The organism is Lacrimispora sanguinis (assembly GCF_044987295.1).
Classification (GTDB): Bacteria; Bacillota; Clostridia; order Lachnospirales; family Lachnospiraceae; genus Lacrimispora; species Lacrimispora celerecrescens_B.
The window spans coordinates 5,219,988-5,233,159 of sequence record NZ_CP173277.1 but is presented as its reverse complement, the minus strand read 5'-3'; the positions used below and the strand labels follow the sequence as shown (position 1 = coordinate 5,233,159).

Below are 13,172 nucleotides of genomic sequence, written 5' to 3'. Positions count from 1 at the left end.
GTTATTCTATGGATAGTTCAAATATTAAGGCTCATAGCCGAAGTCCTCTGCTTCCTCACCATGGTCATGGGACTCCTTTGCGGCATCTTCCTTGAAGTCCGAGGGTTCCGGTTCATTGGCTGACCGGTCAAGCTGCTTTTGTAAAAACAAGCTGACAGGGGCGTTCACAGGCGGGATTTTCGCCTCCTCCTGAATCAACTCGTTGTAGTACAAAACGTAGGTTTTGAAGTTTGTGTTCAGCGTAGACAGCAGGCTGTCCTCGGAAACAATCAGGTCATTGACTTCCTCATAAAGCTGGCGCAGTTCAAAAAGAGGGACAGCAGCGGTGGTCAGATCGTAAAGCAGATATTCGCCCTGACGGTTTCCAAACGCTACGGCCATATCAGACATGAAATTATCGGCTACCGCCTCATGGACAGCAAAGAAGTCCTGTCCGCCTGACTGTACGAAATAGATACCGTTTCTCACTTGAACGGGTGCGGTACTGTCTTTCCCTTGCTGGGCAGGCGGGGCACACTCGCCAAAATAATCGGTCAGCCGCAGTTTGCCGTCACGCCTGATTTCCTCCATCATCTCCATCGCCTTGGCTTCCATGCGCTTGCAGGCGGCCACACGCCGCTGAAGCATTTCATACATGGGAATATCCTTGATGTCCTCCCCGTAGCAGAGCCAATCCCCGTCCTGTTCTGCCATGGAAATGGCTTTGTCCGACAATACCTCCTTGGCTTTATCTTTCGGGACCATAATGCCCTCACGCTCAACACCGGTTTCGTCCGTTGCCACAATGACATAAATATTCAGTGCGACTTCAAGGGCAGTATTGATGTTGCCCCAAATCGACTCTCCACTTGGATGGTTCATAAAATCACGCTCCTTATCTGATAGGTTACTCGACCACACTTATATAATACAACTATATATCCCTATAATCAACCACTATCGTTAGCTTATATTTTGTTGTGTTATCCAGCATAATAATAGAAGTATAGAGTATAGGAGGATAACGATGGATTTAGCAGAAAAATTCAAACAGCTCCGAACGAAAAGGGGCATTAGCGTCTATAAGCTGTCAAAGGACACTGACATATCGCAAAATTACATCCGCAAAATTGAGAAAGGCGAAAGCCAGCCGTCTGTGCTGGTGCTTGAAAAACTATTGAAACGCCTTGGCACAACGATTTCGGAATTCTATAACGAAAGTAACGATGTGCTGTACCCCACTGCATACGAACGGGAGCTTGTAGAAAGTGTCCGTGTGCTGAATCAAGAAAAGGCTGATGCGGTTCTCCATTTCGCAAAGCTGATGGCTAAGTAAACGGCTGCCCTAACAAGGCAGCCACTTTTTTATTCTCGTTCAATCCCTCGTTCCATGCTGCCAAAGAGCCAAGAGAAATCCAGCGCCTTTTCTCTTTTTTGCAACTCCGGTACAATGTCCTCAATTTTATCCACCAGCCGTTCCACAGAGTTGAGATCGTCCTGCGTCATGTCATTGTCAATGGTACGCATTTTGACAAGCCCCGCATAGATGACCTTCAAATCAGTTTCGGAAAAAAGCCGTTTTTCATCAATCAGGCCGCTTCTGGTAGCGAAGCTCTCAAAGGCGTCCTCTTTGTTGTAGAAATACTGACGCTGGATCGGGTTCTTCTTTTCATCACAGCGGTAGGTAGAAAGCACATACTCAAACAGGGGATGATGCTTGCAGGCCAGCACCACGCCGTTATGCTCATTGATTTTATATAGGTTGTTGGGCAGCTTCACGGCGGTTTCCTCGTCAAAGGGCTTATCCGAGCAGACCCCACAAGCTACCGCCGTAGATTTGGCAAGGGTCTGTATCCTGTCCATGAGCTTATCCTGTACCTCCACAAAGGGGTTTTTCATCACCATGTCGTTTTTGGTAAAAAAGGCGATCAGCTTATCCTTGTGGTAAATGTCCGCCACATAATCCGGCGAAGTGGAGGGCTGCACGGTAAACCCTTTCTTTTGCAGGATTTCAAAATAGCTTTGATAAAACTCGGTTTTAGTTTTCATAGGCACACTCCTTACATTTCATTCTGAAAATAATGGCGGGGGGAGAGGTCAAGCTGCCCCGGCAGGCTTTCCTCAATCTTTGCCATCAGTTCACGGATACGACTTTCCTGTCCGCCGTCCATCTCATTATCCAGCATGACGCACCTTGCACAGCAGGACACCAGCGCCCGAAGCTCATCGTGGGAAAAGGAAAGCGGAGCCGGTATTTTTAAGCCGCTGCGCTCCAAAAAATCGTCCTGCGCCAATACGGGATCATAGAAGAAATGTTCCCTGTAAAAACGTTTGGTGTTGTGCTTCGGCATGGCCTTCTGACAGGTGACAAACTCATATCCAAACAGCGTCGTGCGGCGGCAGAGCAACACCACCCCGGCACTCTCAAACACCTTGATGTAGGAGCCGCCTGTCAGGAGGACCGTTTCCGTCCGTTCCATATCCGCAAAAGGCGGCTGCATACAGCAGGAAAGGTCGGTGCGGGTTTCTCCGGCCGCCTGATCCAAAGCCCGGACCTTATCGCCGCCATAGGTTTCAAAGATAAGCTCCCCATCCTGTGTAACCATACAGAACAGGGAGCTTTCGTCATAGACTTCAGCGGCTACATCGCTTTCCATAATGCTTTCCACACGGAAACCCGTTCGGGTCAGCCGTGCAAAAAAATCCTCAAAAAATTCTTGTCTCGTTTTCAATCTACATTCCTCCCTGAAGGTTAATGTTCATAGCCTTTATCCTGCAACTTCAAAAACAGTTCCTTTTTCGCGTCCTTTGACAGCTCCCGGCCGTTTTTCTTCTCCCAATCATCAAATCGGCTGTCATTATCACGGGTCAGACCTGAAAGCATATCCAGCGCCTCCATTAACATCTGCTCAGCAAAGTAGGAACGGCGGGCGCTTTGGTATTCCTCGGACTTTATTTCATAGTCCAGCCGGTTCAAGGTCTTTACCATGCCCAGCACACGGTTTGCAATGATTTTGTCCGCTTCCCCGGCAAAGCGGTTCCGCAGGCTGCCGAGGTATTCATCACTGCCGCCATATAGCAGGGTCATCTTCATTTTGCTGTCTATGTAGCGTTCTTTCTGCTCCCTAAGTGCCGGAACATTTTCAAGAAGATACGATACCAGCTCATCCACCTTGGCCTTGATCTCCGGGGTCAAAAGCTGATAGGCAATGCGACCGGTGGGCGGGAGTGCGGATTTAAGCCGGAATACACGGTCGGCGGTTTCATTCAGCACCTCATCATCAAAATCAAAGCTGCCGGATAGTTCATTTTCCTCGTCATAGTCAGCACGGAGCCGCTTATACTGATCCTTACCCAGCCGCCGCAGATGCTGTTCAAACTCGTCTACCAGTTCATTGCTGATACTGCGCAGTTCAGCGGTGGACTTGTTTTTCTGCTCCCCATAGGCACGGATGCGCTCGGCAAAGGTATCTTTGATGAGTTGTTTTCTGATAGCATTGGGGATAGCAGGCGGGGTAAAGGGATTTTTGACCCGTGATGAGGTATCCCAAAACACCACATGGATATGGGGATGGTGCCTTTCTTTATGGAGCGCACAAGCCCATTGTAAATGCTCCCGCCGGATATTGTTTTTTTCGGCAATCGTCATAATGTGGTTTTCAATATACCTCTGCCATGCCTTTTGGTCGGTCAGGTTCAGCTCGGCAGCCGTTTCCTCGTCAAAGGAAATCACGCTGCGGTACATGGTGATATGCTTTTTTGAATTGGCATATACCAGCCTTGCCACATCCCGCCAGTCCTCAAACTCGGTAACGGGACCAGGAGAGAGCTTCCCGAACAGTCCGTGGTTCATGCCCTCGTTTTTTGCAACCCTCGGCCTGGTGGCAATATAGCGTACATGAGCATAATTCTTGCCAGCGGTGCTTTTATAATTGGGATTTTTGAATCTCTGCTTATAGACTAAAAGGGAGATTTTCCATCACCTCCCGTCAGCGTTCCCATTCATCCTCACCGGACTCCATCATGCGGTTTACTTCCCTGATATTGCAGTCGTACTCCGCGGCCTCAGCTTCGCATACAGTGCGGTAATTCTCCATCGTGGAATGGTAGCGCCTGCTTTCCTCCAAAATGAATTTCATGCCCCCTGCGGTGCTGGGCGGCAGGGTTTCGTAAGGCTTGTAAAACGCATAGCGGTTGAAACCGGCTTGCGAGTCGGGATCGAGCATATCCAAAAATTCCTCATATCCAAAGGGGCAGACACGGTTTACCTCCTGACAGGCAAGGTTCACCCCGGAGAGCGTGTCGCTGTCCTGAAGGTTGGCAAGAATGATTGCTCCGATTGGCTCACCGGCTGCCAGCTTTACCTCAACCTGTTCCGTGCCATGGGCTAAAATCTCCGAAGCCGGGGAACGGATGCCGATACTGCCCAAATGTTCCGCCAGCTCATAAGCTCCGCAGGGCAGCTCCACCACCAGCGTGCCGCCCTGATAACGGATAACTCCTGTAATCATAATAAATTCACCTTACCTTTCCGGCTCTGTGGCCTCGTCCTGCACCATGTCCGCAATCATGGCTTTTTGAAGCTGCTCAAATTGCTGCTGGATACGCTTGCTTTGCTGATAATTGCTGTCATCCAGCTTAATTCCCACTTGCCCGTCCTGCCCCGGCTCCAAAACAACCTGAACCTCTCCTGTGGCAATATAAAAGGAATTGCACACCAGTTCCAAGTAGGGATAGCCCAGCCGTGAGATTTCAAAGGGAGTAGCCTTGCAAGGGCTGTTGTAGGAAAACAGGTTGTGGGCAATGTCAACGACAAAGCGTGTGCGCTCGTCAAAGTCACGGGCCGCCCGTTTCATGCCGGAGAAGCCGATGCCATCCACACTCACAAATCTGCGGGCGGTTTCGTAAAGCTCCGGGTCATAGGACAGCAGATAAAAAGCCGCATGATAAGCAGGGTCGAGGTTGTCAGCCCGTTTTGTCAGTGCGGCAAGTTCTTTGTATCGGTTTGCCTGTGTCATAAATGCCTCCATTTCTTAATCACAGCTTATCCGCAAGACGGCGCAGATTGTCTGTGTCCTGCAAAAAGCTGTTGATTTGAAAATCCTTTTTTTGCATATAGTCAACGCCCAGCGTGACGGCCTCATTCAGCATTTGGTCAAATTGATCCTCCGTACCCTCATGGGCCACATTCATCAGGACCTTTATCAGCAGGAAGAAAGCGGCGGCGTCCACCTTGCCGGATTTCATGTGCATTTTGGCAATGCGGTTGGTTTGCTGCTCCACCACGGTTTTGATGTCCTCAAGATGATAGACCGCCATCAGCTCCTGCCGGATGATGCTGGCTATGAAGTCGATGTTCTGGCTGTACCCCTCAACAGAAAGGCCCTTTTCGATAAATTGTCGTAACTGCTCGGCAATGCCGATATTGTTTGCGGCTGCCAGCTTTTTGATCTGCTCGGCAGTATGGGCAGGCACTTTCACGCAGAGTTGGATTGTCGGTTCCTGTTTCAAAAACTCACCCCATTTCTGAGAAATGGCATAAAAACAGCCGACAGTCCTTTTACTGTCGGCAATCTATGCTTAATGTCGTTGCAGGCTTTGCCTGCAAGCGGTTTTCCGGCGAATGGGACATTCGCCTATTCCTGCCTTAACTCCAAAATCTAAGATTTTGGCATTAAGTAGCCCCCACCGGCAAGCGGTGGGGGCGTGGTCGCTTCGCTCCCTGAAAAGAGCGAAAACAGAAGTCTAATGCTGCGTTCCAAGTATCGTCCAGTCTATACTTGCATAAAGATGGTCGTTTTAATTTTTTAAAAAAAGGCTTGTAGTATAAAAACACATTGCTATACTGGAATTAACGGTACCGTAAAAAATCTAATTTTAAGGAGATTCTTTATGGAAAACAATTTTACAGTAAAGCAAATCGGCGTAATTCGTTGTGACGACAGTGGGTTTTGCATAGATCTTTCACCTGCATATAAAAATGCGCTGATCAGTTTAGATGGATTTTCTTACATCAACATTCTTTGGTGGTTCTCTGGTTGTGATAACGAGGCCGACCGAAGTGTCATATCTGAAGCAAAGCCATATACAAAAGGGCCGGATACTATGGGGACATTTGCCACACGCTCGCCACAGCGCCCGAACCCCATCGCCTTATCTTGCGTCTATGTCACTTATATTGATGTGGAGCATGGTGTAATTGGGCTTGCATATATTGATGCGGATGATCAAACCCCAGTGCTGGACATCAAGCCCTACACACCGAGCCTTGATCGGGTGGAAGCACCACAGGTTCCGGGATGGTGCAGTCATTGGCCAAGCAATGTGGAAACCAGTGGCGATTTTAACTGGGAATCTGAGTTTAACTTCTGATAAAAGAGATGCACAGGGTGGTTCATTGCTGCCCTGTGCATCTTTCTTACATTCCCAAAATAGTCCAGACAATGCTTGCATAAAGGCGGTGGATTTAGGTTTGACTGTATGGTAAACTGAAAATCAAATATCCTGTTAGCAAAAAAGGTCGAGAGTTTTTCCTCTAACGAATGGTACGATAGGACTCACGAGGGAGGTGAAGCAATGGAGGAACATAGAGAAGCAGTACAACGGATGCAGAATTATATTGCAGAGCATTTGCGTGAAAATATCACGCTTGCGGATTTATCAACAGCATCGTTATTTTCACCGTGGTATTCCTACCGGCTATTTTCACAGTGGGTAAATATGACCCCGGCTGACTACATTCGTCGGTTGCGGTTATCTAAATCTGCTCTCATGCTGCGGGACGAATCCTACAAAATCCTTGACGTTGCACTGGAGCTTGGCTTTGGCAGCGTGGATGGCTACCAGCGTGCCTTTTTTCGTGAGTTTGGCTGTAACCCGAGACAATATGCCACAGCCCCCATTCCTCTATATCTGTTCACGCCCTACGGAGTGAAGTATCAAGCAGTGCGAAAGGAGAAACAGATGGAAAGCGTAAAAAGTGTATTTGTACAGGTCATCGAAAAACCTGCAAGAAAGGTGCTAATCAAAAGAGGGATTCAGGCTACCGACTATTTTGCCTACTGCGAGGAGGTTGGCTGTGATGTGTGGGGGTTGCTCACCAGCATTAAGTCCATCAGCGGCGAGCCGGTCTGTCTATGGCTGCCTGCGGCATACATTGCACCGGGAACATCGGAATATGTGCAGGGAGTTGAAGTGCCTTCGGATTATGACGGAGTGATTCCCGATGGGTTTGATATGATTGAGCTCCCTGCCGCAAAGTATATAATGTTCCAAGGTGAGCCCTTTGCCGAGGAAGATTATTGCGGAGCCATTGAGCAGGTACAGTGTGCAACGGGGAAATACGATCCTGCTGTCATCGGCTATGCGTGGGACAAAGAAAACCCACGCATACAGCTTGAACCAATCGGAACCAGAGGCTACATCGAATTACTGGCAATTAAATAGTCAGCAAACGCAATCCGCACACGGTAACTGTAAGAGTACCGTGTGCGGTTTTTTTCTATAAGCCCAATATACTCCAGGGTAACCTTGCAAAGGGGTAGTTATAGTTTTGTTTTCAAACACAAAATGCAAAAATTCCAATGTTAAATCCACTGCGTCGTAGAGGAAAACTAAAACATGCAAACTCAACACAAAAAGAACACGTCTTGGGATTTAACTTCAAGACGTGTTCTCTTACCATAAGTATAATCCAACATGGTACATCTTTATTGATCGATATATCCACTTTACTAAGTTAAATATTTTTACAAAACACTTGTACAATATCAGGATCAAATTGCGTGCCAGCACACCTTCTTAGCTCGTTGATTGCTTCTTCCTTGCTTTTTGTTTGCCTATACGTTCTCTCAGCTGTCATAGCCTCATACACATCTGCAATAGAGATAATTCTTGCTACTAAAGGGATCTCCGTACCTTTTAGTCCGCGGGGATACCCTGTCCCATCCCATCGTTCATGATGGGCTAATACATAATCTGAGATACTTGTGTATGCATCCGCCGATTTTAATATGTGGTATCCAATTTCCGAGTGTCTTTTTATCATTTCATATTCTGTATCTGTCAGCTTACCGGGTTTGTTTAGTAGATTGTTATCAATAGCAATTTTGCCTATGTCATGTAAAAGACCTGCCGTCTCAATTTCACGTAAAAGTTCTTGATTAAGGTTGAGTGCTTCCCCGATTTTTCGACTTATCTTACTTACATTTTCAGAATGAATTCGTTCTCTTTTATTTGTTTCATTTAAGGTTTTTAAGATAACTTGAATAGTTTTATTTCTCATGCTTTGACTTTCAATAAGTTTTTTCCGATACATACTTTCTTCTGCTCTTGCAAAAACCTCCATAATATCTTGTTCATCGGAGTTTTTCGTTTCCCAACCGGCAGAAACAGAAATAACAACTTTATCTAGTTTGATTTGCTCAAGCTCGCGATAAATGCGTCTCATTATAATCTCTGTCTCGGTATAACTTGTTTGGGGCAAAACTAAGACAAACTCATCACCACCTATACGCGAAACAATATCATTCTTTCTGCAGATATTCTTTATCGTTTCGCCAACAGCTCGCAAAAGCTTATCTCCCGTCTGGTGACCAAAAGCATCATTTGTTAGCTTCAGACCGTTTACATCAAACATAACCAGCGTCAATGGTAAATAGGCATTTGCATCCAGTCTTTTTAATTCCTCTTCAAAAAAGCGCCGATTGTATAACCCTGTTAGTTGATCATGATAGCTTAAATATAAAATCTCTGCTTGTGATTGCTTTTTATCTGTACAATCTCGAAACACAAGCACTGCGCCAGATATATTACCATCGCTATCGGAAATTGGAGCTACACTATCTTCAATTGGAAGCTCATCTCCTTTTTTGCTAATTAGTACTGTATTATCATCAAGCTTATTGATTTTACCATTTTCAAAAGTTTTCTTTACAGGACTTGGGCACCTTTCTCGTGTAAACTCATTAATAATATGAAAAACAATTTCAAATGGTTTCCCATATGCATCTTCGTGCTTCCAGCCGGTTAAGTTTTCTGCAACCTCATTCATAATTTGTACATTACCATTTAGGTCTACAGATATGACACCGTCACCCAGCGAATGAAGTGTCGTCCCGAATAACAAACGCTCCGAATTTATTACTTCTTTGGCACGTAACACTTCTCTGTTTTTTTCTTCAAGATTTAAAATATGCCATGAAATGTTATCTAGCATAAGAGTAACCCCTTTAGCCAAAACCCCAATTTCATCATTTCTATCTAAATATTTCTGTGGCAAAGAAATAGAAATATTATCGATATAGTTCCTCAATTCTCTGCAAATCTTTATCAATGGCTGGGTAATACGAGCACTTACGATGTATGTTATTAATGCTCCAACTACACTTGCGATAAGAACAAATACCCAGAGAATGTTGGCTAGGATTCGGACGTCTGTTAATGCCTCTGCTTCCTCAAGTCCATAAGCAACAATCCATGGAGTGTCTTCAATAGGTGCATAACCCACAATTTTTTTAACTCCATTGTAGGTATATGTACCACTGCCGACTGTACGGGTAATCATACTCTTGGTAAGCTCTCCAAGTTCTCGTAAAGACTCATCTATTTTCATGTTTTCAATATCATTATCCTGTTTTAAAACCAAGTCGATGTTCTTATGTGCCACTGTAGCCCCTTGATTATTGACCATGTATGCGTAGCCTGTTTGCTTGTAACTTACTTCGCTTATAATTTCACTCAGGGCACTACCATCCATTCTGCCGTAGAGGACACCTATCACTTCACCCTGTCGATAAACTGGTGTAGCAAAGATAAGTACCAACTCCCCAGTGGTGTAGCTGATAATTAAGTCTGAAACTGCGGGCTGACCGTTTAAAGCCGTTTGAAAATAATCTCGGGAAGCAATATTGGTAGTTTCGCACTTTTTGTTGAAAATTGTTGCATTGCCACCCTTATCGGCAAATGCAAAGATTTGATATCCTGTCCTTTGAGCCTCCGTTTCAAAAAAATCTGTTTTTTCCTCAAATGTCATGTTTTTGTCCGTCAGAATAGGGTTCTGGGCAAGTGAACCAATATAAGTTATTCGTTCATTCACCTTTGCATGGATATACTGTGCTTCCTGCTGTGCCATGTCCATCAAATCTTCGCGTGTATCTTGTGTAATATCCCCCATAACTTTAAATATGAACAATCCACCTAACCCTAACAGCAAAGAAAGGATCACTGAGGTAAATATTAGTACCAACCTACTTTTAATTGAATTCATATTTAACCTCCTCTTCATCGATTATCCAATAGTAGAAATATAATCACCTTATAGAGCTGCATGTTACACAACGTAAACTTTAATATATTTAAATTATAGCTTAATTCATTTAAGCTATAATCCGTTATATTTACATAGAAGTTTATACAACGGCAACTGAGAAAAATTTATATAGTACATTAAAGGGAGTAATCAAACAGTTCTGGTTTGGTTACCCCCTTAGCCGAAAGGGCATGATATTTGATCCCTTTAATTTTGACTTTAAACCTTATTGTCTAATTAACTCTATTTCAGACGATGTAAATAACTTTTGGATATCCATAATGAGAATGACCTTGTTCTGAATGGTTGCAATGCCTGTTATGTACTTGTTCTCAGTATTAATCGTAGATTTTGGAGTAGGTACGATTAATTCCGGGTCAACATTGATTACTTCATCCACTCCATCAACGATAAATCCAGTGGTTATATCTTTGATGGTAGTAATTATAATACAGGTACGTTCATCATATCTAATCTCTGGCTTTTTTAATCGAAGTCTTGTATCAATCACGGGTATAATGCTGCCACGCAAATTTATTATCCCTTTTAAATAATCAAGCGATTCGGGAAGTGAGGTAATCTCTTGCATCCCAACAATTTGCACTATATGGGAAATAGGAACACCAAAAAGTTGCTGGTCACAAAAGAATGTCAGAAACTTATTTTCTATATCCTGTAACGAGGTAGTATCTATCAGTTGATTAACATCTTGCATGGGTGCGCTCATCTCATATCCTCCTGCTTTAATATTTTCCTAATAAAGAAAAATGGGTTGAGTTGTACTTTATTGCTGAAGATGATTCTTCGGCATTGTATTGCTTATTATCTTGCGCGTCTATGGTATCAGAGAGTATAAACTGTCCAATCATATCTCTTAACAATTGTGCCTGACTACTCATTTCCTCACTTGCAGCAGCACTTTCCTCTGATGTCGCCGCATTTGTTTGGATTACTTGAGATACCTGCATAATTCCTTGATTTACCTGAGCAATTCCCAATGACTGTTCATTGGAAGCCACATTAATCCCACTTACCAATTGGGCGACCTGCTCAATTCCTGCTACAATTTTAGCAAGAGCATCGGCTGTTTCGTTCACAATCTTGGTTCCGTTCTCAGCCTTTTGAATAGATCCTTCAATCATCTCGGTGGTCTCTTTTGCTGCGCTTGCCGAGCGTGCTGCTAGACCTCTCACCTCATCTGCAACAACTGCAAAGCCCTTGCCGGCTTCTCCAGCTCGTGCAGCTTCCACAGCGGCGTTCAAAGCCAATATGTTGGTCTAGAAAGCAATGTCGTCAATCACCTTGATGACCTTAGAAATGTTGCTTGAGGCTTCATTAATTCCCTGCATAGCTCGAAGCATCTCCTGCATCTGCCCATTTCCTTGTTCCGCATTGGCCTTGACTGTTTCGGCCAAACTGTTAGCCTCATTTGCATTATCTGCATTCTGTTTGGTTTGTGCTGAGATTTCTTCCATGGAAGCAGAAAGTTCTTCTACAGAGCTTGCTTGTTCAGTAGCACCTTGAGAAAGCGCAATACTAGTATCCGATACCTGTTGAGAACCGGTGTTAACTTGATCTGCAGCAGTAGAAATATTCTGAAATGCAGCGTTAAGGTTATTGACTAAAGTTTTAAGAGCAACGCCCATGGTATCCTCAGAGCTAAGTAGATTAACCGCTATTGTTAAATCATTGTTTGCTACCTTGCGCAAGCACCCACCGGCATACACCATGTGGTCTACAAAGCCTGCAAAAGACTGCAGGGATTGTCCAATTTCATCTTTTGCTTGAGCTTCCTGCAGTATATCTTTTTTTATTTTCTCGCTATAATCCAGATTACCTGTTTTACCTGCCTGTTCCATGACGGCCTGCATCTTTGCGAGAGGACGGGTGATCGCCCTGGCGAGGACAAAGGCAATGAAGATTGCGGCTATGCTGGTAAGTAGCAATGTAGCAATAACTACAATTAAGGAAAAAATAACATTTGCCTTAGTATGGGATACCCTTTCCTCAACATTGTCATAAACATAATTTAGTGCTACGTTTATTTCTTCTGTGGTAGCTTCTCCAAGAGGTATGGCAGTAGTCATGGCTGCATCGCTAGCAGTATTTGCAGTTAAAAAATCATCTGTATAACCTTTAGTTGCTTTTATGGCCTCAACCAAATGCTGTGTAGTCTCTGTTGCCTGACCTGAGCCTGTCTATGTTTGATATTCTTCCAATAAACTTATAGCTTCGACCATTCCTTTTAAGGATTGATCAGCACTACTGGTATCGAAGGTGTGCTGGAACAAGAGAGAAGATATTCGAAAATCAGTTACCAAGTTGTTAATCTGATTAGCCAGTGATAATTGATCTTGTGGCACGTTGCCTGCTATTTGATAGTCCATAAATGCAGTGAGGCTTTCTGACAGTTTATCTGCGATGGAAGCAAAGTTCTCACGCCCTTTATCCAAATCATTGTTGCGCGCAATCATTTCCTCCACAGCTTTTTTCCAAGCAGAAAATTGTGTGTAAGCTGACTCTATTTCCGGACGGAATTTTTCAAATTCAGCATATGAATCGATATGAGCAAAGACAACTTGGAACTCCTGTTCTGTAGAAGAAGCATGCTTGGAAAATTCCTCGTTCGTCTCCTTGTCCAATATCTGATACAAAACATTTGCATCAATATCCGCCATTTGATAATTCTCCAACATAACACTTAACTCATTCTGAAAAGTAATATCTTCGTTGATGATATTTACACTTTCCAAGATTTTAAAGCTAGCTAAAATAATAAAAATAAAACCAAAGCACATTATGCCGATGGTGGCTGCAAATGACAGTAGTATTTTAGTCCTCACTTTTCTATTTTTAAAATTTAAAATAGTCTTCATTTTCTCAC

General features: G+C 44.2%; 15 protein-coding genes. 3 read left to right on the top strand and 12 right to left on the bottom strand.

All coding sequences use genetic code 11. From position 1 onward, the window contains the following. Positions 1-24: 24 nt before the first annotated feature. On the bottom strand, positions 25-861 hold the full coding sequence (locus ACHZES_RS24445) for a hypothetical protein (RefSeq protein WP_395547494.1): 837 nt from the start codon (positions 859-861) through the stop codon (positions 25-27). Between the two features lie 145 nt (positions 862-1,006). On the opposite strand from ACHZES_RS24445, the gene ACHZES_RS24440 reads away from it, so the two are divergent. Further along, positions 1,007-1,315 (top strand): helix-turn-helix domain-containing protein, encoded by a 309-nt coding sequence (locus ACHZES_RS24440; RefSeq protein WP_395547495.1) that lies wholly within the window; start codon positions 1,007-1,009, stop codon positions 1,313-1,315. A 29-nt stretch (positions 1,316-1,344) separates the two neighbouring features. On the opposite strand, the gene ACHZES_RS24435 is transcribed toward ACHZES_RS24440, so the two are convergent. Genes ACHZES_RS24435 through ACHZES_RS24410 form a run of 6 tightly spaced genes read right to left on the bottom strand, consistent with a single transcriptional unit; the run spans position 1,345 to position 5,490 of the window. Continuing rightward, complete coding sequence (locus ACHZES_RS24435; protein ID WP_395547496.1) at positions 1,345-2,028, bottom strand: hypothetical protein; 684 nt, start codon at positions 2,026-2,028, stop codon at positions 1,345-1,347. 11 nt (positions 2,029-2,039) lie between these two features. Then, complete coding sequence (locus tag ACHZES_RS24430) at positions 2,040-2,711, bottom strand: hypothetical protein (RefSeq protein WP_395547497.1); 672 nt, start codon at positions 2,709-2,711, stop codon at positions 2,040-2,042. Between the two features lie 20 nt (positions 2,712-2,731). Continuing rightward, a complete protein-coding gene (gene mobP3 / locus ACHZES_RS24425) occupies positions 2,732-3,952 on the bottom strand; it encodes a MobP3 family relaxase (RefSeq protein ID WP_395547694.1) in 1,221 nt (406 codons plus the stop codon). Between the two features lie 16 nt (positions 3,953-3,968). After that, positions 3,969-4,490, bottom strand: a complete 522-nt coding sequence (locus ACHZES_RS24420; protein ID WP_395547498.1) for a hypothetical protein — start codon at positions 4,488-4,490, stop codon at positions 3,969-3,971. 12 nt (positions 4,491-4,502) lie between these two features. Beyond that, the gene (locus tag ACHZES_RS24415; RefSeq protein ID WP_395547499.1) at positions 4,503-4,997 is read right to left on the bottom strand and encodes a hypothetical protein; all 495 of its coding nucleotides are present in this window, start codon (positions 4,995-4,997) and stop codon (positions 4,503-4,505) included. Between the two features lie 19 nt (positions 4,998-5,016). Beyond that, the gene (locus ACHZES_RS24410; RefSeq protein ID WP_395547500.1) at positions 5,017-5,490 is read right to left on the bottom strand and encodes a hypothetical protein; all 474 of its coding nucleotides are present in this window, start codon (positions 5,488-5,490) and stop codon (positions 5,017-5,019) included. 381 nt (positions 5,491-5,871) lie between these two features. Between ACHZES_RS24410 and ACHZES_RS24405 the strand changes: the two genes are divergently transcribed. Together ACHZES_RS24405 and ACHZES_RS24400 are read left to right on the top strand one after the other, a co-directional pair. After that, the gene (locus ACHZES_RS24405) at positions 5,872-6,351 is read left to right on the top strand and encodes an SAM-dependent methyltransferase (protein ID WP_395547501.1); all 480 of its coding nucleotides are present in this window, start codon (positions 5,872-5,874) and stop codon (positions 6,349-6,351) included. A gap of 204 nt (positions 6,352-6,555) precedes the next feature. Next, positions 6,556-7,425, top strand: coding sequence for a helix-turn-helix domain-containing protein (locus tag ACHZES_RS24400; RefSeq protein WP_395547502.1), 870 nt, complete (start codon positions 6,556-6,558; stop codon positions 7,423-7,425). Between the two features lie 292 nt (positions 7,426-7,717). Here ACHZES_RS24400 and ACHZES_RS24395 read toward each other — a convergent pair whose 3' ends face one another. The 5 genes from ACHZES_RS24395 to ACHZES_RS24375 form a co-directional block, all read right to left on the bottom strand. Then, positions 7,718-10,246, bottom strand: coding sequence for an HD domain-containing phosphohydrolase (locus ACHZES_RS24395; protein ID WP_395547503.1), 2,529 nt, complete (start codon positions 10,244-10,246; stop codon positions 7,718-7,720). Positions 10,247-10,514: 268 nt separating this feature from the next. Then, on the bottom strand, positions 10,515-11,015 hold the full coding sequence (locus ACHZES_RS24390; protein ID WP_395547504.1) for a chemotaxis protein CheW: 501 nt from the start codon (positions 11,013-11,015) through the stop codon (positions 10,515-10,517). 16 nt (positions 11,016-11,031) lie between these two features. Next, the gene (locus ACHZES_RS24385; RefSeq protein ID WP_395547505.1) at positions 11,032-11,538 is read right to left on the bottom strand and encodes a methyl-accepting chemotaxis protein; all 507 of its coding nucleotides are present in this window, start codon (positions 11,536-11,538) and stop codon (positions 11,032-11,034) included. A gap of 27 nt (positions 11,539-11,565) precedes the next feature. After that, positions 11,566-12,450 carry a methyl-accepting chemotaxis protein gene (locus ACHZES_RS24380; protein WP_395547506.1) on the bottom strand — a complete coding sequence of 295 codons (885 nt, stop codon included), beginning with the start codon at positions 12,448-12,450 and terminating at the stop codon, positions 11,566-11,568. Positions 12,451-12,486: 36 nt separating this feature from the next. Then, positions 12,487-13,164 (bottom strand): hypothetical protein, encoded by a 678-nt coding sequence (locus ACHZES_RS24375; RefSeq protein ID WP_395547507.1) that lies wholly within the window; start codon positions 13,162-13,164, stop codon positions 12,487-12,489. Positions 13,165-13,172 lie beyond the last annotated feature (8 nt).

What these genes read in the sequence shown, in the direction of transcription:
- ACHZES_RS24400 (WP_395547502.1), top strand. Translation starts at nt 6,556, where the DNA reads ATGGAGGAACATAGAGAAGCAGTACAACGGATGCAGAATTATATTGCA.
- ACHZES_RS24395 (WP_395547503.1), bottom strand. Translation starts at nt 10,246, where the DNA reads ATGAATTCAATTAAAAGTAGGTTGGTACTAATATTTACCTCAGTGATC.
- ACHZES_RS24420 (WP_395547498.1), bottom strand. Translation starts at nt 4,490, where the DNA reads ATGATTACAGGAGTTATCCGTTATCAGGGCGGCACGCTGGTGGTGGAG.
- ACHZES_RS24415 (WP_395547499.1), bottom strand. Translation starts at nt 4,997, where the DNA reads ATGACACAGGCAAACCGATACAAAGAACTTGCCGCACTGACAAAACGG.
- ACHZES_RS24390 (WP_395547504.1), bottom strand. Translation starts at nt 11,015, where the DNA reads ATGAGCGCACCCATGCAAGATGTTAATCAACTGATAGATACTACCTCG.
- ACHZES_RS24435 (WP_395547496.1), bottom strand. Translation starts at nt 2,028, where the DNA reads ATGAAAACTAAAACCGAGTTTTATCAAAGCTATTTTGAAATCCTGCAA.
- ACHZES_RS24405 (WP_395547501.1), top strand. Translation starts at nt 5,872, where the DNA reads ATGGAAAACAATTTTACAGTAAAGCAAATCGGCGTAATTCGTTGTGAC.
- ACHZES_RS24445 (WP_395547494.1), bottom strand. Translation starts at nt 861, where the DNA reads ATGAACCATCCAAGTGGAGAGTCGATTTGGGGCAACATCAATACTGCC.
- ACHZES_RS24375 (WP_395547507.1), bottom strand. Translation starts at nt 13,164, where the DNA reads ATGAAGACTATTTTAAATTTTAAAAATAGAAAAGTGAGGACTAAAATA.
- ACHZES_RS24440 (WP_395547495.1), top strand. Translation starts at nt 1,007, where the DNA reads ATGGATTTAGCAGAAAAATTCAAACAGCTCCGAACGAAAAGGGGCATT.